Raw genomic sequence first — 23,191 nt, forward strand, 5'->3', positions numbered from 1 at the left:
CCCTCACATCTAGTGTACGCTAAAATTGTGTGTTTAGTGGCATGAATTTTTAGAAAAACCTACAATTTTTCGAAAATTGGAACGTTTCACTGTTCAGTTCCCGTTGTATTTTTTCTTTTCGGAGTGGCCCTGTGGAAAACGATAGTATCTCAGCAAAAAATATGTTAAATGAGCTGACCGGGGCGGAGTGGCTCTATTTTACGAAGAGTCTTCTGACTACCACCTACCCTTCCGCTTACGGCCACGAGTTACGCAAGGCGCACGGAGCCAATAAGCCGCCACAACTGATGAGCCAGATCATCGAGTTCTTCACCAAACCGGGGGGGCGGGTACTCGATCCGTTTGCAGGTGTAGGTGGAACGCTGATCGGAGCTTCGATCTGTAAAAAGCCACGCGAAGCGGTGGGCATTGAGATCAGCCAGAAGTGGGTTGATATCTATCTACGGATTATCGCTGAAAGCAACGGAACGCTCTTGCCGCAACAGATGCTTTGTGGTGATTGTCTCGCGCTGATGGAGATGCAGGAAAGCGCCTCTTTTGATTTAATTGCTACTGATCCGCCATATAATATCCATTTTGAGCAAACGATGTCGAATGGGCGTTATGCGAAAATGCACGTCAATCGACGAACCGACTATGATATGCGCTCGACCGATCCCGCAGATCTGGCGAACCTCGCCGACTATGAACAGTATCTCAATGCGATGGAGCGGGTCTTTGCGTCCTGTTATCGTCTGTTGAAGGCGGGAAAATACATGGTTGTGATTGTGCGCAACGCCTATCAACACGGCGAATATATCTTTACACATGTAGACCTGACCCGGCGCGCCCAGAAGTATGGCTTTGTTCCCAAAGGAGAAATTATCTGGTATCAGGTGGGAACTCGCCTGCGTCCCTATGGATACCCCTTTGCTTATATCCCCAATATCGCGCACCAATATATCGTCGTGATGCAGAAGCCAAAGTAAAGTTATTGCATGTCACAAATTGCGCTCGGCACCGACTCTGACGGCTAAAAAACCCTCACCTGTAACGTTCGTGATGTATAATATTTGGAAATAATAGCGAGAAAGACAATCTGAGAACGTATCTCAGAAAAGAGAGATCGTAAATGCCACGCAAACAGAAGAATAATGGTCGTGGTGAGAATGAGCAACCACGCATGAATCCGCAATTTGAGAACGAGCATTTTGAATACGCAAATGCTCTCCCTGTTGAAGATGGAAGTATTGCAGAGGTAATGGAAGATGAGGTGATTAATCAGCACAGAGGGCACACGATATCCTCCGCCCTCGAACATGGAGAGAGATATCATGAAGCAGGGAAGCGCGACGTTGAGTTGTATATTCGTACGTATAACACATTGTTACGAAGCTCAGGTGAGGTTAGCTTGAAAGCGCTTGTACAAGCTCATTACAACATTGATTCCAGTCTCCATCCCGATGCACGCTCATATAACCCTGACATGTCCGCATTCATTTATAGTGTTCTGCGCCTGCCTGCCTCGATTTTGTACTGCAATCTGGTACTGCTTGGGCAGTCGGAAGAAGTGTTTCAACAGCAGGGACTCCCGGTTGATACCTGGCAGGCTGTTACGGCTTCGGCCCGGCGGCGCAAATGGTTTTATGATGGAAAAGAGACGCTGGCGGTCTATGTGGCCAGCGTGAGCGACACCGACGATATCGTCCCGATCCTGGTCGCTTTTCAGATTGAATGGAACAAGATCAACTACCTGGTCAACGAAGATCCAACAACGATCCAACTGTTGGAGACGCGGATGGAGCGCAGTTCGCCAGTCTTTGCCGAGATCAGCAAAGTGTTGCGCGAACGATTGCATATCGCCCCCGATGATTGGCAGCGGTTAGAGGTCATCTGGGGTGATCGACTGTGGGAAAACCTGCTCATTATTGGACGGCACCGAAAGAGTTTCGGGTTGCGGATGCTGGGTGGGTCGCATGTGGGATATGTGCGGGCGACACGTAAATGGTGGGCACCGGTAAAAAACGTGCTGGATACGCTGGGCTTACCAGATCGTCCGGTCTACTTTGTCTCTAGCAATACACACAGCATGGTCAATCTGCTCTCCGGGCTGATCCGCAGCCGTGAGGACGAGCTGACGGAGTTTGCGCTCAAGGGACCAGATCCCTATCTGACTGAGGAGTGTCGCAAGTTGCAGGATGGCAAAGTTCCCGGCAACTGGCAGAACTTCCTCTACTTTGTGGCGCGTCAGTGGTTGAATACGCCAGCCGGGAAAGAATTTAAGCGGAACCGGGCGCGAGAAGAACAGGAGCGTGGCATCTGGTACGTCGGCGCACGCTATGGTCTGGAGATCGACGCTCAGATCTGCGAGCTATCCAAACTGCGACCGATGGCGGTCGATCCACGCTGTCGCATGCCACATATGAACTATCTCGCGAAAAGCGATGCGATTATCCTCAATATCGACTATCCGCTGGGGATGGCCGCGTATCGCATGCTGCGCGAGATCATGGAAAATCTGACCCATATTCGCGGCATCTATATTCTGGGAAAGGCGGCCACGCTCAACGGCAGCATTGGCGATGTCATGATCTCAAACGTTATCATGGATGAGCATAGCCAGAACACCTACTGGTTGGATAACTGCTTTACGGCCCAGGATGTACAGCCATACCTGATCTACGGCTCCGTGCTGGACAATCAGAAGGCGGTGGCGGCCAAAGGTACGTACCTGCAAAATCGTCAATACCTGGATTTCTACTACCAGGCCAACTTTACTGTCGTGGAGATGGAGAGCGGCCCGTATCTCAACGCCGTTTACGAAGATCAATACCTCACGCGTTACCCAGTGGGAGAGAACATCAATTTTGCGCGCTTGCCCTATGATCTCGGCATCCTGCACTACGGTTCCGACACGCCCTATACGCGTGGCAAGAACCTGGGGGCGGGCAGCCTCTCGTACTTCGGCATGGACTCAACTTATGCTGCGTCAGTTGGCATTATCCGTCGCATCTTCGAGACCGAGATCGAAGCCGTTCGGCGTCAAGTCTCGCGCCCTCTGGAAGAAGAGGTGGGAGCATTGGCAGAAGGCGAAGAGCCTGTGGTGAAGCAGGAAGCCGTATAGTAGTCACCTGCTGTAGTAAAATACCATCATCCATCTCCTGATGAGCTATGTTTTCAGGAGGTGGATTTCACCCCCAGATTTTTCCCGCAACTACGCATATGATAGTATTCTGCTGCTGGTATAGGTATACTTTCAACGAAGATGCATATTCTTATCAAAATACTACAGTAATATGAGGAGATTGTATGCGTAACAGAATACTTTTATGTCTGTTTGTAAGCGCCATCGCTGTAATCTCGACCCTCGTTTCGCCGAACTTGCCGACAAGTCGTGCGGCAGTGCATACCACCGCTCAAGCAGAGAGCGCGTCGGTCACTATCTACCTGGATCATAGAAAGGTACATGATATTGATGCCTGTGCGACCCCAACTGAAAACTGCCGTGTAATTGAGTATGTGAATGCTGGATCGTATCAAGCAAAGTGCCAGAAACAGGGCGATACCGTCTCAGATCTGGGATATACAAATAACTGGTGGACCGACGTGTTAACTCCCACTGGTCACTGGGGATGGGTGACGAACATTTACATCAAGGGTGCCACAAAAATTGCTGGTGTTCCTGATTGTACTGATGCTGCACCACCGCCGCCTTCCCCTTCGGGCGTCGCCTGTACGAATAAGATGGCCCCGCTCGTTCGGCTCTATAAAGAAGCCGACAAGAGTAGCACATGCTATAACGCCGTCGCAAGTCCTGTCGAGACCGTCTCAAACGTTACCTATATGTGCGTGAATGGGAGTATCAAAGTCACGTTTGAGGCTCCGGCTGGCTCCGCTCCAACAACCCTTGAAGGTGGTGGTTATTACGTGGAGAAGACTTTTAGCCCTGCTACGACAATCCATATTACCAAAATTGAAGAGATGGGAGACGGGTTCCACATTAATTACTGTCACATCGACTAGCTCTTCAATGCATAGATGCTAACCTGTAAGACATGAGCCATCCCTAAATTCGCAGCTCATCCTCTAAAATTTAGGGATGGCTCATGTCTTTTATTTTCGTTCGCACAAACGCAAGATTTTACAAGTTGGTCTGCATCCATCCAGGTATACTAGCAGCACGTCTATGAAGCAGGCGGCGACTCTGTCCATTGTCGATAATGATCCCGACTACCTCTCAATATAGAAACGCAACATGAAAGGCAACATTTCAATGCGATCAGAAGATGATATGCTACGATCACAACAGGAAGGTTTTGAGCAGCTCTACCAGGGCCAGGACGCACCGGAAATAGGGCTGCTCCATGAGGGTCTGCCAGCGTGGGAAGTAGGATACCCACAGCCAGCTTTTCAGCAACTCGTTCAGCAGGAAAAAATCAAGGGACCGATCTTGGATATAGGGTGCGGAACAGGAGATGCCACCCTGTATCTTGCGGAACAAGGATATGAAGCATGGGGTGTAGACTTCTCGCCGACCGCCATTCAACTTGCCCGTGAGAAGGCGGCACAACGTGCTGTACAGGCCACATTTCACGTAGGGGACGCGTTAAATCTTCAAGCCCTTTCTTCTCGCTTTGAAACGATTATCGACAGTGGACTCTTTCATACCTTCTCCGATGAGATGCGCCAGCCATTCGTCGAAAGTCTGGAGAGCGTTCTGCGAAAAGGAGGCCACTATTACCTTCTCTGTTTCAACGACCAGCCACCGCTTCCAGTGAAGTTTCCCAGAAGTATTAGCCAGCAGGAGATCTACGAGACCTTTCAAACTGGCTGGCACGTTCAAGACATCCAGCCGACCCTTTTCATCATCCGACCATTCCCCGCTGGCTTGCCCGCATGGATAGCAACGCTTGTCTATACCGGTTAATTTAGGAAGAGGATGAAATAATTTCGTAGTCGAGCGATTTATCGCGTTGGTAGGCCCTATTGTGGATGGTGGACCAGGCGCGATAAATCGCTCGACTACGAAATTACAGTTTAACCCTGGAAGAGCGCGACGATTGGCTCGGGATCGAAGTAGAAACGAAGGCTTTGAATCTTACCGTCGTCGTTGATCTCGAAAACATCGATGCCTGCTGCCTGCGCTCTGCGGCCATTTTTCGCTGTGATAAACCCTGTATAGTACACAGCAGCACCATTTCCCATGATGAAGGTACGCTCTATCTGGACCTCCATCTTTTGAAACGGGATCAGCGATTGTTCTGCGACCTGACGAACCGCCTCCTGCCCACTGATTGGTGAGACCTCTCCTGCATTATAGAGTGACGCATCAGGGGCGAACGCGTTTACAAAACCTTCAACATCCAGCGCATTGTTCGCAGCAAAGTAGGCGGTAATAGTTTTCAGAATAACTTCTTGCGATACCATTTATTACGTTTCCTTTCACATGGAGAGTTGCATATACCTTTTTATGATGCTGCTTCTTAAAAGCCTTCTGGCAGCTGGAAGGTACTCGAGAAGTTTGGGGCGATTCCTGCTAGAACTGTCTCGATGGATTGATCGTACCCCGCAAACAGTTCGGCGAGTATCGCTTGCTTGCTGGCCTGGGTCTCGCTTTCTAGCAGAGCGTTGAGCATGTCGGCGTTGATGACCTCGCGGGGCGCAATGAAGAGCCAGTTCATCATGAAGTATTTGAAGAACAGCATATTGAACTCGCCCTTTTGCTGCAACCGCTCCAACTGGTGAGTAGACTGTTTGAGGCAGAAATCGAAGTATTTATGCAGCAGCGGGACATCTTGAAGCGCGTCAGGACCGCTATGAGTTACGCCAGGCCAGAGTAGATCCTCAACGGTGCTGCGCCACCACGCGGGAGCAATGGCATCCTGCATCTGTTGTAGCATATGGCGCTCAAAGCCGCGCTGGGGCTGGCCCTGCTGTTCGCTCAAGCTGGCGGCGAGGGTTTCAACTTCGATGGCGGCGAGGGTCATGCCCTGACCGTAGACTGGATCGAAATGGCATAATGCATCGCCCAGCACGAGCAGGCCGGACGGCCACTCTTCCATGCGCTCATAGTGGTGACGCACACATTCCGGGATGCGATAGCCGCGCGGTTCTGATAGCGGTTCCGCGCCTTGCAGCATGTCGGCCAGCACGGGACTGACGGGCAGGCTTCTCAAGCCAGCTTCAAATCCTTCAGGGTCGGTCGGTGGATAATAGCCGCCCACGCTGGCAAGGCAGACCGTCCAGATGTCGTTCTCAATGCGCTTGAGGACTCCGCCCGTGAAGTGTCCGGTGGCAGGACTGGCCTCAACGACGATGACGGCCACGTTCTCTCCCCGATTCGCTGACACCTTATAATTTCGCGTTGTGTAGCCGATATTGGCCTTGACCCGCTCGTCTTCCGGCAACTTATAGCCAAGAGCGGAGAGCCACGATGAGAGCTTAGAAGAGCGCCCACTCGCTTCGACGACCAGATCCGCTGAGAGCGTCACCTGATGCTCCAACTGACCGCGCTCACGGATGCGAACGCCAGTGACGACGGTGCGATCGCTGTTGGTTTCTAGAGCGATCACCTCTTGATGGTAGAGGAAACGCACATTGGGGATGGCCTGCACGCGTTGGCGCAGCGCCCATTCCAGCAATGCCCTGCTATACGTCATCGCCTTGCCATCTCCAGGGAAGCCCAGCGTCCCATAGCGATTGGTCATTGTTGCAGTGGCGTTGGGCGACGAGAATGCCCCGAGCGCCACCAAATCCTCCAGGAAGCCGGGGAAGAAGCGTTCCAGGATCATTTCGCCGCGTGGCAGTACTTGATGGAGGTGAAACGATTGAGGTACTCCGGCGCGCGTTCCAGGCATTTCCGGCTGGCTATCGCGCTCGATAACCACAACATTATCATAATGCTCAGAAAGGACACGTGCTGCCATCAATCCGGCGATGCCTGCCCCAATAACCAATGCACTTTTTTCTGAAGTATTGTTATTCATTATTTTCCTCTTTCACTGGAATTGTGTTTATTTTTCATGAAAACGTTGTTTTGTTTCGTTCTTGTGATGAAAGTATAGTTCGCCAGAGAGGAAAATAAACCCTCCAACCGGGTTATTCAGCGGGTGGTTCTGAGTGGGCTAGATGAGGTGCAAGCTGCGGGCAACCTCGCCTGCCTGGACGCGGTTGTTGACATTGAGTTTGCGGTAGATGTTTTTGACGTGACCTTTGACGGTATTGACGGAGACGATCAGCGCTTCGGCGATCTGTGGATTGCTGTTTCCGGCGGCAAGCAAGGAGAGGACGCGTAGTTCTTGCGGCGAGAGCGGTTCAAATGGTGAACCGCTGGTGGCATGCTCTGGACTGGTAAAGGTGCGCAGGATGCCTTCGGCATAGGTACGCAGCGGTTTCTCTGTAAGTGACGGGAGAAGGGAACGCAGAAGGGCGGCGAGCGGCTCCCCCTCATTGAGGAATAGGCGCATAAAACCCTCGTTGCGTGCTTGAGAGAGCACCTCGTAGAGCCGCTGTTTGGCTCTATATTCTTGTTTATCGGCAGCATAGGCCAGCGCGATGAGCAACTGGATCTCCAGTACACGTAGCATATGCTTGCCCATCAGGGCTGTGATGAGGAGACGCTCAAGGATGCGCAGTGCAGCGGCAGCCTCACCTCGCCCCAGAAACAGGCGGGCGCGCAACAATTGTAAGGTTTGAAGTTGCAGCGGTGACATCTCTGCTTCGTAATCGGCAAGGAAACCAAGCGTGCGCCTGGCCGTTGCAAAATCCTTATCTCTTAGCTGCAAACACGCTTGCAAGGCGAGAACATCGGGAATGAGTCGTTTCAGGCCAACAGCGCTGGCCTGGAGTCGCACAAAGAGATAACTCAATTGTTGTTGTGCTACATCAGCTTCTCCGCGCGCGTGAACCACCAGCAGCCGTATAAGCTCGCCGCGTGTGCGCGCCTCCTCTTCCCATTGTGGTAAATAGCCGCTAAACTGGTGAGCAATGATCTCGCGGGCCAGTTGTTCGGCCCTTTCAAGCTGATTCCACTCATAAGAGAGGCGTGCTAACCCATAGAGAGAGGAGGTGTATACGATCTCTTCTCCCCGCTCCTTTTGTTCGTTCACTTCGAAAATTGTTTGTTGATAATATTCTGCTGATTGATGCAGATCACCCAGTTCTGTGCAGACCTCGCCAAGTTGCTTTCTGAGAATAGAGGTAAACGAGCGGTCAGCGTGATTGAGACTGAGCGTATATGCATCCAGCATGAACTGATAGGCTTTATCAAAATGGCCCCCTTGCATCGCCTCTTCTCCTAGCGCGGTCAGGCAACCACAACGCCAATCAATCCAGCTTGCTTGCTGTTTGTTGATGTGACTGCCTGCCTGCTCTGTCGAAAGAGGCCAGTATTGCAATGCCAGACGAGCATGTTTGACTGCCTGGGTATGACCGCTCTGGATCAAGGCAAGCGTGGTGCGGAATGCATACAGAAGGCCAATATGCTGCAAATCTTCTTGCTGACGCCACACTTCCTCGGCCATCTGAAGCAGAGCTTCTATCTGCTCAACCTTCAGTTGAGAGATATCAGTATCTTCGCTCACATACAATGTCTGCGCATAATAAAAGCAGAGAGTGGGGCGTGTGCGCAGGAGGCTCTCTGGCAACTGTTCAAACCAGCGCAACAACGTATGATACTCAGAGACGTAGACCTCCTCGTTGAGTTGCTCGATCAGGTTTGCGGCATAGGCGCTCTCATGGGCAGCAAGGGCAGCTTCGATGGCCTCCATTGGCATCTCATGCGTTTCATACCAGCGCGCGGCCTGAAGTAATAAATGGCGCAGCCTCTCTTCTCCAAAACGGCGGGTCGCTTCGGTACGCATGGTTTCGGCAAAGAGGGCATGATAGCGATACCACTCGCCGGTATTATCCAGTGCTTCCAGAAAGAAGCCGGAGCGTTCGACGATCTCTAGCCAGCGTGCGCTATCCTCTCTGCCCGTGACAGCATCACAAAGAGAGCCGGAGAGACGGCTAAGAATGCTGGTCTGAAGCAGGAAGAGTTGCTGAGGCTCTGGCAGTTCGGAGAAGACCTCGCTCATAAAATATTCCTGAATCGGTCGAGAAGTCGTAGAGCCGACGTTGAGTTGTGTAAGGTAGTCATCGACGGTTTGTGGCGTGATATGGCTTTGCAAGCTCAATGCGAGCAGGCGCAATCCAGCGGCCCAGCCTTCCAGATGGCAGTGTAGCGAGTGGATAGCCTCTGTCGAGAGTTGATGAGGGATAAGCTGCTGGAGGAAAACGGCTGTTTCTTCTGGTGAGAAGCGCAGTTGTGCCCCCTGTATTTCCAGCAGATCGCCTTTCGCTCGCCAGCGCACCTGCGGCAGCGGCGGTGTACTACGCGTCAGGATCACCATGTGTAATCCTGCTGGCAGGTGTTCGACGAAAAAGGTTAGCGTCTCGTGAATGCGCTCGTGTTCGATGAGGTGATAATCTTCCAGAATCAGGATGCCTTCTTCAATGGCCTGGAGGTCATTGATTAGAAAGGCAATGGCCGTTTCCAGAGATGAGGCGGCGAATGGACGGTGCGGCGGTTGTGAGAGATGCACGAGCGCTGCCTGTCCAATGGAGGCATCAAACGTCCGGCAGGCGGCGATGACCGACGACCAGAAGCGGATCGGATCGTTGTCGCTGCTATCGAGGGAGATCCAGGCAATCGTCAACTGTTGTGCTGTGCCGGTGTGAAGCTTTTGACGACGGGCGATCCATTGTGTCATTAGCGTTGTCTTACCAAAGCCAGCTGGGGCTTGCAACAGTGTGAGCTTCTGGTGATGTCCACTATCAAGCAAGGTGAGCAGGCGATCGCGTTCGACGAGCAGAGCAGGAAGGCGTGGCGGCGACAGTTTGGAGGCCAGCAATGGGAGCAACGAGCTTGTGGATGTCTGCTCGATTGCTGAGGTGCTGGCAGCTTTGTTTCGCGCGGTTCGTGCAGCATGGCGTTTCTCTCGCTGTTTGCGCACCCGCTCTCGATTCGCTATTTGTGCATGCTCAGCCCGGCACGTGTCGGAGCAATAGCGTGGGGGGGGGCCAGGATAGCGTTGTTGTGTTGTTTGCTGCTGACAAATGATGCAGATAAACGTGATCTCGCGCATCGAGACTGTGCGCTGGTATGCTTGCTGCTCAGACTGACCGAAGACACGAATGGTCTGCTGAGGAGCAGGTTCTCGCTCATGCATGAAATATTCTCCTGCGCCGATACCTTGTCGTCACACTATACCACCCTATAGAAGATGAGTCAATGTGATCGATATGAGCAGGTTATCGTCACAGAGAAGTGGGTCATGGCAAATCGATCTCATCCAGGGAGATCATACCCTTCTTGAGCGCGTAGATCACGGCCTGGGTGCGATGGGCGAGCTGGAGCTTGGTGAGGATATTGCCCACATGGGTTTTGACCGTCTCCTCGCTGACGACCAGGGCTGCTGCTATCTCCGGGTTGGTGCGGCCCAGGGCGAGTTGGCGTAGCACCTCTTTTTCGCGCTCAGTCAGTGTCGCACTATGCTTGCCTCCGCGCAGCAGTTCTTGCATCACAATATTTGCGATGGCAGGATCGAGCAGCGATTGGCCACGAGCGGCGGCCCGAATGGAGTCGAGCAAAATCTCGGGATCGGCATCCTTGCGCACATAGCCAATTGCCCCAGCTCGCAGCGCGGCCACAACGCGTGCATCGTCGGTATAGCTGGTGAGGACTACGACTCGCGTATTGGGCAGCAATGTGTGCAGACGACGAATTGCCTCGATGCCATCTATCCCGCCCGGCATCAACATATCCATCACCACCACATCTGGTAGCCACTCCTCACACAGTTTTAGTGCTTCTTCGCCACTGGATGCCTCGCCCACGACGAGAATATCCTGAAAGGCCTTCAAAAAGCTGTGTAACCCCTTGCGCACAATTTTATGGTCATCGACCAGCGCGACGCGAATTTGCTCGGCCATTGCCGTTTTCCCTTCTTTAAGAAAATGTTTTTATATGTCGTAATTGCTCGCTTTATCGCGGTTGCTCGAACCGGACTACTGGCGCTCCTCCGCGATAAATCGCTCGACTACGACTTTCGGGCTCGTTGTTTCCAGCGTACTACTTGTAGATAGTCCAGGCATGGAATAATGACTCCGATCACGATAATAGCAAAAACACTATCGCCTATCAGTGTGCCGACAGTACGGAGTGGGTTGTTCAGCAGCGGATGCTGGAGAATGATATTAAAGGCGAGAATGAGCAGCCAGATTCTAATACTTCTGACTCTTCTCTTGCTATCTTGCTCCAGTTCCCAGTCCAGTTGAGGTTGTTGTAACACGTAATAGTAGCGGTCGGTAAGACGGTAGCGTTGTATGAGTTCAAAAGCCAGGGAGCCGCAAATCAAGAGCGTAAGAGCCAGCAAAAGCCAGGGAGACGCCGCAAAATAGCGCTCTGGCGTGAAACGAATATAAAGGTAAAAGACTGCGAACAGGAGAAACGAAAAGAACAGCAGACGCACACCATGCTCTCGCCTCTCTAAAGAGCGGTTGTCAATGCTCTCTTTCCCGGCCAGCAGGACTACGCGCGCTTTTGTATAGATATACTGAATATAGCCATAGAAAATCACTCCAATGGCGATAAGCGTGATATAGTATGGAGCGTTGATCAGGGCCAGGACGCCAGAAATTGTGATGGCCGACGATGCTAGCTGAATGCCAAGTCCCGCCTGCTCGACCATCCTCCTCAGCTCTAATTGTCGCCGCTCCAGTTCTTTCTTTGAAGGGAGTGCATCTAGCAGCGGAATGATGGCGGTGATGCTGGTACCTTTGCCAGGGCTGCTCTCAATAGTGAGCGTGCCATGTATGCTATGAGTGCGCTCCTGAAGGTTATTTAATCCCATGCCGCGTTGAATTGTCCTGGGATCAAAGCCCTGGCCGTCGTCGCGAATCTCTATCTGGAGCTTTCTGGCTTGTTGAGAGAGCGTGAGCCAGATCGTTTCGGCGCGTGCGTGGCGTGCGATATTGGCGAACGCTTCCTGCACGAGCCGGAAAATCGCCTCCTGCGCTCCCGGTGGTAACTGGTCCGCGCCGGGTAGCGCTCCAATGTTGACATGCACCTGTGCGCCAGTGCGATAGCCTAGCGCCTGGGCCTGGGTCTCTAACGCCGCGCGCAGATCGGTATTTTCCAGGGGTGAAGAGCGCAGTTGTTGCAGTAGCGCCTGCATCTCGATCTGGGCCTCCTTGACGCTTTGCTGGATATCTGCGACGGCTTCTCGCGCATCTTCGCCGCCACCGCTCATATGTGCTTTGGCCGCCGCCGCGCTGACGCTGATGCTGAAGATCTGCTGCTTGATCGAATCGTGGAGATCACGTGCGATGCGGTTGCGTTCTTCGAGGGCGGCGGCTTCGCTGGCCTGGCGCAAGGTCTGTTCGCGAAATTCGGCGGTCATCTGGGCCTGTTCCTGATAGACTTTGATGCGCTCGCTGAGGCGATGCAACTGCATGAAAAGCGAAGTGAGCGGCCAGCGCCAGAGCGCCGAGACACTCTCTGTTGGCGGTTCTTTTCGGGCGAAGCGGTCGAGCAGCAGTTCCAGCAATTGCAGATTATACAGGAGATTCAGTGTCAGCAGTAATCCCATAATGCCGCCTCCTATCAGCGCGACCGTGACCAGTTGTAGAGGCGACAACCCGCTTTGTACAAGCCAGTAGAAGAGGGCTATAGCAATTCCGCTGGCGATGATGTGGCTGAGGAACAACTGGCTGGCTGTTGCCACCTGAGTAGTTCCGGCTCGTGGGGATATATTCTGCTGCATGCTCTGACCTTCCCCGATGGGTTTTTAAGTGTTTGCGATGACATGATGTTGCTATTTTACCATTTGATTTTCTGTACCTGCATTGGCTGCTGAAGTCCGTAGCGATTGGCGCGCAGATATAGACAGACCTTCTCGGCAACAATATTCCCCAGGAACAATGTGTGCAGGATCGAGATGAGCAGAAGTATCGGCAGGACAGTCTTTCCCAGAGGCGAATAGGTGAGGTAGGCAGCTCCAATCTTCAATACGAGTAGCAGGCACCAGAGAATCAGGCTCAGCGTACTTGCCCTGGCGTAGACCTTGCCGCTGGCTACATCCAGGCGCAGATGAGCCAGGTTGCCTCGAAAGAAACCCAGTCCCAGACCGAGCAATAGTCCAACCACCAGCGCACCAATGAGCCATGTGGGATCAACTACCGATTTCGCAAATTCCGCTAGAATGTTGGTATAAGTGTAATATGTTATTAGCGCGGGGGTAATGATGAGCGTGGTAGGTTTTATCGGGCGCTCTCGAAACTGGTTTGAGATCATATAGATGACGACGGCAAATATGAGGACACCTGTAGTAAGTGTTGTAATCGACATATGTACTCCTTCAAGCTGTCGTGTTCATGCTTGTAGTATAGAGGCATATGCTTGGGTTGCCATCGCCGGGTAGCGGGTTCTTTCTCTCCCCCGAAGGGGGGATATGGTTATAGTGAGGTATGCACTGTGTCGTTGGGGTGAGAGGAGATCGATGAAGGAGAACTATGAAAAAAAGCCTGCTGACAAGGCCCGGGCGGGAAGATAAACTTCCGCGCCCTACTTTGGAGAAGGCTTTTTGTGAATGTGTTCTCCTGTCGAGCAGGAGAACGATCAGGCCCTAATAACGTCTTTCGCCGCGATAGCCACCGCCGCCGTTGCCCCGGTCATAGGAGCGTCTTTCGCCGCCGCCACCGCCACGATAGCCACCGCCGCCACCGCCACGATAGCCACCGCCGCCACCGCCTGAGCGAGGCGCACGCTCGTTGGCCTCATTTACAACGATGTTGCGGCCTTCAAGGACGGAGTCGTTGAGATTGCTCATCGCATTGCGGGCTTCCTCATCGTTGCTCATCTCAACAAAACCGAAGCCTCTGCTTCGTCCGGTTTCGCGATCTGTAATGACGTTTGCTGAAATGACCTCGCCGTACTGCGCGAAAAGGTCAGCCAACTGATTGTCGTCTGTTTGGTAGGGCAGCCTACCGACATAAAGTTTCATCGAAATCCTCTCATAGAAGTCCATCGCTGTGATCGCGGCGATGGAAGGAAAAGAAAGCCCGCGATGCGGCGAGCGTTGATCGATGCCGCTACGATCTGTTGCCATGAAAAATGGATGTGCTAGCTTTGTCTGTTATTTCGCTTGCACATCCACAAAACGAAGTAGCAACATATGGCACTAATTCCATTATACCATACCGGCTACGATCATAATATCTTTTCGCTACTATGCACCGGGTCTCAATTGCAACATCGCCATCAACTGTCCATGTATGTATCCGGTGATTGCGCCGCCCTCGCCTGGCACGGGATCGACATGCTCATCGTTGTCGAGATCAACCCCATTCAGAGCATGATCGGAGAGTGTGATAATCTCCTGAATTTTGCCCATATCGCCAGGATTGGTGAGTAGGCTGTTAGCATCGTTATCAATCGTGGTGGTCCATTTGGTCAGATTGTCCATGCAGATGCGAACGTGGCCGGCATGCGTTTTAATGGTTGCTGTCGTATCTGGTGTTGTCGCGGCGAGCGAGGCGTGCAGGGAGGCCGTGCTGATATAGCCTTTGCCGAGCAGACCGAAGCCATCGCCCTTCTCGGTCATATTGAGTCCCTGGCAGGCTCCTGTTGGCTGCTGATAGTGCGTGCCGTTCTGTCCTTCGACGATATCGATGATGCTTTGTGACAGGCACATGACCGCTTGCTGATTATGCGCATTGTTTTTCAGCAGTTGCGCCTGCGTTTGCAACAACTGCGTCTGTTCGCGTAGCCCGACCAGCAAACCAACGTTTTGAGGCGTGGTATCGAAGTGGAAGAGCAGATGGCGAATATGCACAAGTGCCTCTGGTGGGAAGCTGCCCGAGAGGACAACGGTCCCGGTCGGCACGGTGACCTTCCCTGCCGGTTCCAGCGTTACTTCTAGCTTATTGCCAGCTCCGATCAGGTTGGTATGGCGGGTCGAGGCTGTCACCAGGTAGGATTTGTCTGGTTGCTGTACCAGGGGGCCGAGCGAGATGATCGAGCTTTCGTTTTGCGTATCGACCATCCAGGCCAGGTATTGATGACCGGCTGCTGGTGGCTTCAGGCCATTGGCGGTAATTCTTACCGTGCTGTTCGATGTGGTTGAGTTTTCGCTATCGCTAAACGATCCCAGCCCGGCTACGTCTGCTGTAGCACCACCTGTTGTGGCCTGTCCTGTCGGGGCTGTTGTGGCGGCAGCGCCACCTTTCCCGGTATTGGTTTGAGTTGTATTGCGGTTCAGGGCGAGGACACCGGCGGAGACGCTGAGAACGAGTAAGAGCAGGATAATAGCGATAAAGGCGACGGTGCGTGGGTTCAATCCCCTTCCTGATGGTACAGGTGGCATGACGGGCGGCGTGAAGGGTGCATTGCCTGGCGTGGGCTGCTGATAGGTGCCCGGTGCAGATTGCTGATATGTTGCATTCTGCTGATGAGGAGGAGCAGGTGTCGGAGGTTTGGACGAGGGCGAGTAGAGGGTCTCCGCCGCAGTTGCATTGTTATACTCATGCGATTGAACGATCTCGGTGCGGTCTCCTCCTACTGTGGCCCCTCGTGCCAGCAACGGCGCTACCTGCTTGCCACAATTACCGCAAAATGCCGAACCCTCTTCCAGCTGTGCGTTACAATTTGGACAGTGCATAGTATTGCTCCTCGGCTTTGTTTTGATCCTGATATACGGTGACAATTTTGTGTATGCTTAGTAATGTATTATACCTCAGAACGGGAGAGAAACAGCTTCATCATTTCAGTAATCAGGCGAATTGTGTATAAATTCACACAATAGCCTGATAGAGTATCAAAACGAATTGTTTTAGAGCTACAGATAAACATCTATTTGTAAGTATAGCAAGAATACCATGCAGCTTGCGAGAGTGGATCGGCAATTCTACCCATTTGCCAGTGAAATAGTATAGGTAGTTCTACCCATTTGCCAGTGAAATAGTATAGGTGAGAATGATGTGATGCTGCACTGTCTCTTGTTGCTACATACACACATTCTCACCTATATAGACGCCAGCAGGTAACGTTTTTACGCGGCTGGTATAAGATGGAAAACGTTGGAGAGTAGCTCCAATGTGCCATGATAGAGAATGACAATCACGGCCAGGATTGCCAGGATGATGTGAATGGTGCGCCAGGTGCGTATTGTCTGGCGCGCGCTAGTTTGTCGCCGCAACGACCGCACCAGCCTCCCACGCTGCTGCAACGTCTCAGCCGCGCTCTGGAAGTCAGCAGCTTCATACGCCTTCAATTCGGGTGTTGTATTCAACAATCGGCTCCCGCCTTTTTTCTGTCCCAGTGCTTTCAAACAGTATTCTTTGAACGCTTCCGATTTGCCAGCAGAGAGGCGCTCCACTGTGTACTCTAATTCTCGAATGCGCTCTTGTAGGGATTGCGCAATGCCAACACCATTTGTGCTGGCCTCACGTGCAATCACATGCGTCTGCCAGATATCGAGGAACCGGCCCAGAATGCCGCTGACAACAAGGAAAATGAGCGCAAAGAGCGCGGCACCTCCCCAATCGGAGCCGGTGAGGTCGCTTACTCCCTGCATAAATTCATGAGAGATGAAGACAAAGTTTTCATGCAGCATGGCGATAATGATCGCTGTGATGCCTGCCCAGATGTGTAGCCACAGCCAGTCCTGCACTTTTCCCGGCAGACCACGCACAAAACGACGACGTAGCGTATACGAGACCGTGATGATCACAATCACGTAGGAAACGATGCCAAAGAGTCGCAGGGGATCGTCAAAAGGACCGGGTGCTTCCTGCGTCTTGATGGTATAGAAATACCAGCCCGCGATGCCGCCGGAGAGGACAAGGCAGATCGCCAACCAGAGCCATTTTGCTCTGGAGGCCGGTACTTTCCAGATGCGGCGCAGGCGGTTCTGCGGCTCCTGCGCTCTTGATGTTGCTATCGACATATGTGCTTCTCCTGAGCAATGACTACCCTATCATCTGCACAAATTTGTAATCTCCACGATTTCGTAGTTGCGCGATTTATCGCGCTGGTTGCACTTCTCGGATGGCGGGCCAGGCGCGATAAATCGCGCAACTACGAAATCGTGGGAATTATATATTTTCTTTATTAAGTTCTTATTTTGCGCGTTTGCGTAAAATTTCCTCTGTTGAGCCAAAGAAGGTAGTAGGATTGACGCGTAGCGCTGCTCCCATCGGACATGCCTGCACGCACGCTTGATTATCGTAGCCTGCACACAGATCACATTTGATGGCGATCTTTTTGCGCAACTCTCCATATGCGTCCTTTGGTTGTGCCCTGTCCAGTGGACCCGGAGCAGCTGCCATTGGCAACGTTTTATGGCCACGCTCTTTCCCGCCGCCCTTTGTGAAGAAGCTGCTGAATTGTTGCCAGGCCGAGCGCGAGACGCCCTCCTCTTCAAGCGTCATAATGGAAATGTTGTCGTATGGGCAGCGCTCGGCACAGATGCCGCAGCCGATGCAGCTTTCCGTAATGTAGATCTCTCCACCCGGCATGCGCGCAATCCCGGCCCGACTGCACAGCATACACACCGGGTCTTGACATTGCCGACAGGCGGTGGCGATACTGATATTGCCCACAACCATACCGGAGCGGTTCATGCGCGAATGGCCGTGACGACGCTCGCAGGCCTCTTCGCATTCGTTACAGTGGATGCATTTATCAAGATCGATAATCAGTACTTCGGTGCCTTCAACGACGCCATCGCTGACCAGCGAGTGCAGGCTGGCGCGTGCGGCGGCATCTGAGAGTGGATTGACGGTCTCCGCCTCTTTTTGTAGTTGCGAGGTATCAAACGGCTCGAAGATCGCGCTATAGGCGGCCACTTTTGTATCGTGATAGAGGCGCAGGCGCTCTTGAAAACGCTGGTTGACTTCGGGATAGCGGGACAGGAGCGTGAGTAGCGGGATGCGCGGCAGTTCGGCCACAGTGACGCGATTAATTGCTGTCACCGTCACGGCCCGCCGATCCCCCAGCATATCCAATCCACCGGCGAAGTAGTCTCCACCCTGACGATAGGCGATGATGCGCTCATTGCTCTTATCGCGACCCGTGCCAGCAATCGTGCGCCGTGCCACCTTGACGAAGCCTTCGAGCAGGATGTGCAGCGTCTCGCGCGCTGGTTGCCCCTTGTTATCTTCAGTAAAAAGCTTCTCGTCGCGGTCGTAACGTCTGGTGATGGCCTGTTCAGCCACCTGGCGCAGATCGACGCTGGCGACTCCCTGGAATAGCGACATGCGCCTCATAATTGCTTCAATCGAGCGAGTCGCACTGAGCTGTTCAAAGAAGCTCTGGACCGCTGGAACAATCTCCATCAAGCGCTGCAAGACCTGTTCGGGCACCTCCAGCACCACCGCCGCCGTCTGTGCGCGCACGGTCGCGTTGCGGGGCTGTCCGGTGAGCATGCCGTGCTCGCCCATATATTCGCCGCGCCGCAGAACCGCTATGGGCAGTTCCTCGCCTTCCAGACCGGTTGAAGAGAGATCAAAGCGCCCTTCCAGGATGAAATAGATCTCGCGTCCAAATTCACCCTCGCGCATAAGGACCGTGCCGGGCAGCACCGTTTGCATTTTCGAGGTCGCGACAAAGTGCAGCAGATAGTTATCCGGCACCAGTCGTGGGTCGCTGAACATGGGCTGTTCTCTGAGCCGACTGAGCAGCAGGGGAATATCCCAGCCCTCCGGCAGATAGCCCAGTACGCGCTGCATATCGACCTTGCCGTCCCACGAGATCCCCAGACGTTGCTTGAGCGAGAGCATCAGCAGATCGCGATGGTTATCGACCGGGCAGACCGGAACGCAGGAACCGCACATCACGCACTCGTCGGTAAAGCGTGCCACATGTTCGGCGACATCGTCTGAAGTCGTGGCTCTATTCAAATCGGCTATGTTTACCATTGCTGAGAGCGGGACCGGGCAGGCTCGCATGCAACGGTCGCAGCCGATGCACATATCGATCTCAAAGCGTACCTCCTCTTCGGTGAGAGGGCGTACATCTGTGCGATGGGTCATGCCCACGAGAAAAGGTTGTTTGGCTGATTGCATAGATTACCTCAATATCCGAGCATACCCGTTGCCAGCGGTGCGCTACAGCTTGCACAGAAACGCGCAATGCGTGTATTGACCATGCCGCATTTCTGACAGATGACGATTTGCGATGAGGTCGATTGACCCTGCGGACTTTGCTGGCTGGCCGCTGCTGGTACGCGAGCAGCCGTATGCTGCGCCGCCACTGCACCAACTTTGATCGTTCCCTCTACCTGTGGCGCTGCTGCCGCATATGCTTGCAGCGGGGAAGCTTGTTGCCCCGCCTTTTGTAAATGGGCTTGAAGATGAATAAAGTAGATCAGATGACCGCCAATCGTGACGCGATCCCCGTGTGAAAGCGGGTACGGGTTATCAATCGGCGTCTGGTTCACAATTACACCGTTGCTGCTACCGAGGTCGCGAATGTAAAAGCCCTCTGGACCTGGCAGCACTTCAGCGTGACGGCGCGAAACAGCGATGTCCAGAATCTCAATATCATTCTCTTCATCGCGTCCGATCAACGTATGCTTGCCTTCTTTAAGCAGACAGACTTGCGGTGCCTGGGACGCGTTTTTGATCACCAGGAGCGCTGGGGCGCTTTTGAGAACGGTGACGATATTGGCGGGAACGGGAACCTTTGTGCCGGGTAACAGCAGCGAACCATCGGGACTGAGGACGGGTAGCCCTAGCGGTGCGTTGTCTTTGCGCGGATCGTAGGGCAGGCCGATCATGGTGATGTCTCTTCTCGCTGCCTTCACTTTGGGATTGATGGCTCGCTGCGTGAAGGTGAAATTGACCTTTGTCCCAAAGCGAACAACATCGTCGGGCTGCAATATATAGGGATTTTGCGCCGTCAGCCGCCTCCCATTAACAAACGTGCCGTTACTGCTGCCCACATCTCGCAGAATGTATTGCCCGTTGGCATAACTGATCTCGGCGTGGCGACGCGAAACCGTTCCCTCGTCGATCAACAGTGTGATACCAGGCTGGCGACCAACGCTGACTACACGAGTCTGGCTCATGCGCGTTTCTGAAAGTTGCAGCGCACGAGCATATTCTGGTTGTGGTATCAGCAACGATTCCATTGGCTGCTGCTCTTTCATCCCGCCTGCGCCAATGGGTGCCGCTGTTCTCCCAGGATAGGCAGCCTGCTGCACGATTCTATCGCCGGACCGCGTGACGCCAAGCCGGGCCGGTGGTACACCCTGTTTCGTGAGCCAATCGCCCAGCTTAAAATCGTCGTCAAACAGACGATCAAGCACGGGCGAGAGATTAATTTTTGCATCGATGGCCTGCTTAAAGGCGAGCGCCTGCTTGCGATTCCCCAGCGAGATCATACCTACTGGAACGCCATTTTTCAGCAGCACTTTACGATACATGCGCGGCTTCGGTGGTGCGACCAGTTCCTGAAAGCCAGCAATGTTGGTGATGCCAACCGAGGCGAAATCCAGCCCGTAGAGAAAGGTAGCGTTATAAAAGGTGCTGTTGCTGAAAGGTCGGTCGGTGTCGAGCAGGTCGAGCATACTATAGGCGGCAGCTCGTGCCTGCTGGATGGCCGGATACCATTGTCCAATCACGCGCGTACGTTGGGTTAGCTCGTCCCTCGTTTCCAGAATGTCGCCTGCTGCATAGATGTCGGGAACGCTCGTGCGCATTTTCCCATCAACGTGGATGCCGCGACCACAGGCGATGCCGCTACTTTGAGCAAAATCGATGATTGGCTCGATGCCGATCGCGATAACAACCATCTCACAGGCAATACGATCACCATTTTTTGTGACCACGCCCGTTACCTCGCCATTTTTGCCCGTAATGGCGGCTATCTCGTCCTCCATACGCACATCGACGCCATCGCGCTGCACTTCATGGAGAACCAGATCGGAGGCGGTCACATCAAGCACTTCGGACCAGATCGTGCGGCGGCGCAAGAGATGGGTGACGGCGATACCGCGATGGCGCAGCGTCTCCACCGTTTCGAGTGCCAATGTGCCGCTGCCGCTGACGACCACGCGCCGGACCGTGTTGAGTCTGCTCAAAATTTTCTGATAGTCATCCACCGTCCGTAGCGTCGTTACCCCGTTGAGATCGAGGCCGGGACAGGAGAGTTGTGCTGCTCGCGCTCCATTTGCCAGAAGCAGGCGGTGATATCCGAGGCGGCGGCCACTCTGCAAGTACACGATATGTTGATCTGGTTGAATACCGACAACGCGGTCGGCGTGGAAGAGAATACTATGATCTTGATAAAAACTTCTCGGCCTTGCCCATAATTTGTCTTCGCGCACACGACCGCCCAGATAGTCTTTCAGGGCGGGACGATAATAAACGGGAAAGGGGTCGTCTGCGATCACGGCGATAGTGGCAGCAGAATCTTCGCTTCGCAAGATTTCTGCCGCAGTGATGCCAGCGATGCCATTTCCAATAATCAGGTAGGTTGGACCCGTCTGCTCTGCCATCTCATCAAATCCTCCAGATGCATCGGGGCGACCACAAGAGTTCTCATATGTCGGTAGTGAGATCGTTATGATTGCCCATCAGTGTGAAAACCGTTGGAGGGCCGTGTCACGCCTGAGTGATCGTGCCATCCGTATTGACAGATATCTTGATTGTTGTCAAAGGCGTATGTGCTGGTCCTTGCACTACCTTAGCGCCTTTGGCTGGATCAAAAATGGCACCATGACAAGGGCATTCCAACAACTTGTCCTGATTATTATAATCCACAGCGCATTGTTCATGTGTACATGTTGAGTCAAACGCGACAAATTGGTTATTTGGGAGATGAATAATGAGTCCCGGGTTTTTCTGATTCGCTATGGCAAACGTTTTTGCACTATTTACCGGTATCTCTGAAGTTTTTGCCAGGACTTTTGCTCCCTGTGTAGTCTTAGCCTGAGCGGGAGGCTGTGTGGCTTTGGCCTGAGCGGGAGGCTGCGTTGCCTGTGTGGTTGCGTCGTTCATGGCAGCCGAGGGGGTGCCGCGCAGGAAACGGGGGCCAAAGGTGAGTAGTAGAGCGGCAACGCCGATGCCGGTTCCCGAACTGATCAGTGTCGTCATCAGGCGGCGGCGTGAGGCATCTACTGGTCGTTGTGTGGGAGGCTTGATCACTGTTGGTTGCTTTTCCTGGCGCAGACTGGTTGATGGGCTGCGTCTGCCCAGGTCTCCCGTTGCGGTAGTGGCGGCGGGCACCTGATCCGGGGCCACGACTTTGTAATAAGCCAGCGTCAATTCGCTTGGGCGGCGGAAACGCTGTTGTGGCTCTTTCGCCATTGCTCGTGCGATCACCTGATCCAGCTCGGCAGGCAGGTCGTTGCGCCATCTTCTGATCGGTGGCACTTCCGCATAGAGGTGTTGCTCCATAATGGCTTCACGGGTTGTGCCTGTGAAAGGTGGCTGGCCCGTGAGCATCCGATACAACACAGCACCCAGCGCGTAGGTATCGGTATAGGTATCGACCGACTGGTTTTGTAGTTGTTCGGGCGAACTGCCCTCGCTGCTGCCATCGTAGCGAACCAGCGCGCCGCTGCCCTGCACTATGGTTGCAAGTTGAGCCGCTTCACGCATGCGCAACAGGCCGAACTCTGAGACCAGCAGCCGTTGTTTATTGTACAGAAAGATGCTACTGGTGGAGAGATTACGATGGAGAACTGCGCGTTCGTGGGCATATTCGAGCGTACCACTGAGTTGGCGTAGAAATTGACCGATGGCGAGCGGATCAGCCGGTCCTCCTTGAGCAAGCAGCGTGCGCAATGAGACCAGCGATAATGCAGGGTAGACGAGGTAGGGAAGACCCTGGTAGTTTCCATAGTCAAGCAGTGTGAGAATATTCGGATGTTGCAACTCGGCAACGTGATTGGCCTCTTGCTGGATATGTCCCAGATAGACCAGGCGCGCGTTTGCATCGAGCTGCTGCGTGAGATGCGGTGTATCCAGGAAGCGGACCAGCACGGCTTTGCCGTCACTCGTGCTGGCTTGAAAGATCGGACCCCAGGGGTGCCGCTCGACGAGGCGGTCCAGCCGGTAGTTTCCGACAAATTTTCCTATCAGTTGTTCATATGATGTACGCTCGACCATAAAGGTTCTCCCTGATAATTTCATTTGCGCTGATCTTGATTCTGGCTATGATGAT

Annotated in this window: 16 protein-coding genes; 4 read left to right on the forward strand and 12 right to left on the reverse strand. The window is 53.3% G+C overall.

Annotated features, from left to right (window positions below; translation table 11 throughout):
• Positions 1-131 precede the first annotated feature (131 nt).
• The 4 genes from K3T83_RS19935 to K3T83_RS19950 all read left to right on the forward strand — a co-directional run bounded on the left by K3T83_RS19935 (position 132) and on the right by K3T83_RS19950 (position 4,906).
• Positions 132-968, forward strand: a complete 837-nt coding sequence (locus tag K3T83_RS19935; RefSeq protein WP_220204700.1) for a TRM11 family SAM-dependent methyltransferase — start codon at positions 132-134, stop codon at positions 966-968.
• Positions 969-1,111: 143 nt separating this feature from the next.
• Positions 1,112-3,103, forward strand: a complete 1,992-nt coding sequence (locus K3T83_RS19940; protein ID WP_220204701.1) for a DUF6909 family protein — start codon at positions 1,112-1,114, stop codon at positions 3,101-3,103.
• A 185-nt stretch (positions 3,104-3,288) separates the two neighbouring features.
• Positions 3,289-4,002, forward strand: a complete 714-nt coding sequence (locus tag K3T83_RS19945; protein WP_220204702.1) for a hypothetical protein — start codon at positions 3,289-3,291, stop codon at positions 4,000-4,002.
• A gap of 268 nt (positions 4,003-4,270) precedes the next feature.
• Positions 4,271-4,906, forward strand: a complete 636-nt coding sequence (locus K3T83_RS19950) for a class I SAM-dependent methyltransferase (protein ID WP_220204703.1) — start codon at positions 4,271-4,273, stop codon at positions 4,904-4,906.
• Positions 4,907-5,016: 110 nt separating this feature from the next.
• Here the strand turns inward: K3T83_RS19950 and K3T83_RS19955 are convergent, their stop codons facing one another.
• The 12 genes from K3T83_RS19955 to K3T83_RS20010 form a co-directional block, all read right to left on the reverse strand.
• Positions 5,017-5,406 carry a nuclear transport factor 2 family protein gene (locus K3T83_RS19955; RefSeq protein WP_220204704.1) on the reverse strand — a complete coding sequence of 130 codons (390 nt, stop codon included), beginning with the start codon at positions 5,404-5,406 and terminating at the stop codon, positions 5,017-5,019.
• A 56-nt stretch (positions 5,407-5,462) separates the two neighbouring features.
• Positions 5,463-6,965 carry an FAD-dependent oxidoreductase gene (locus tag K3T83_RS19960; protein ID WP_220204705.1) on the reverse strand — a complete coding sequence of 501 codons (1,503 nt, stop codon included), beginning with the start codon at positions 6,963-6,965 and terminating at the stop codon, positions 5,463-5,465.
• A 138-nt stretch (positions 6,966-7,103) separates the two neighbouring features.
• On the reverse strand, positions 7,104-10,190 hold the full coding sequence (locus K3T83_RS56305; protein ID WP_236064936.1) for a winged helix-turn-helix domain-containing protein: 3,087 nt from the start codon (positions 10,188-10,190) through the stop codon (positions 7,104-7,106).
• Positions 10,191-10,293: 103 nt separating this feature from the next.
• Positions 10,294-10,953, reverse strand: coding sequence for a response regulator (locus K3T83_RS19970; RefSeq protein WP_220204706.1), 660 nt, complete (start codon positions 10,951-10,953; stop codon positions 10,294-10,296).
• 107 nt (positions 10,954-11,060) lie between these two features.
• Positions 11,061-12,785 (reverse strand): sensor histidine kinase, encoded by a 1,725-nt coding sequence (locus K3T83_RS19975; protein ID WP_220204707.1) that lies wholly within the window; start codon positions 12,783-12,785, stop codon positions 11,061-11,063.
• A gap of 56 nt (positions 12,786-12,841) precedes the next feature.
• Positions 12,842-13,369: a hypothetical protein gene (locus K3T83_RS19980; RefSeq protein WP_220204708.1), complete on the reverse strand. Its 528-nt coding sequence runs from the start codon at positions 13,367-13,369 to the stop codon at positions 12,842-12,844.
• A gap of 277 nt (positions 13,370-13,646) precedes the next feature.
• Positions 13,647-14,129, reverse strand: a complete 483-nt coding sequence (gene rbp, locus K3T83_RS19985; protein WP_236064937.1) for an RNA-binding regulator — start codon at positions 14,127-14,129, stop codon at positions 13,647-13,649.
• 120 nt (positions 14,130-14,249) lie between these two features.
• Complete coding sequence (locus K3T83_RS19990) at positions 14,250-15,680, reverse strand: anti-sigma factor domain-containing protein (protein ID WP_220208263.1); 1,431 nt, start codon at positions 15,678-15,680, stop codon at positions 14,250-14,252.
• A gap of 390 nt (positions 15,681-16,070) precedes the next feature.
• On the reverse strand, positions 16,071-16,967 hold the full coding sequence (locus tag K3T83_RS19995; RefSeq protein ID WP_220204709.1) for a hypothetical protein: 897 nt from the start codon (positions 16,965-16,967) through the stop codon (positions 16,071-16,073).
• A gap of 172 nt (positions 16,968-17,139) precedes the next feature.
• On the reverse strand, positions 17,140-19,086 hold the full coding sequence (locus K3T83_RS20000) for a cyclic nucleotide-binding domain-containing protein (RefSeq protein WP_220204710.1): 1,947 nt from the start codon (positions 19,084-19,086) through the stop codon (positions 17,140-17,142).
• A gap of 8 nt (positions 19,087-19,094) precedes the next feature.
• Complete coding sequence (locus K3T83_RS20005; protein WP_220204711.1) at positions 19,095-21,521, reverse strand: FAD-dependent oxidoreductase; 2,427 nt, start codon at positions 21,519-21,521, stop codon at positions 19,095-19,097.
• 106 nt (positions 21,522-21,627) lie between these two features.
• Complete coding sequence (locus K3T83_RS20010) at positions 21,628-23,136, reverse strand: protein kinase domain-containing protein (protein ID WP_220204712.1); 1,509 nt, start codon at positions 23,134-23,136, stop codon at positions 21,628-21,630.
• Between the last annotated feature and the right edge of the window lie 55 nt (positions 23,137-23,191).

The sequence above is a fragment of the Reticulibacter mediterranei genome, assembly GCF_016587455.1.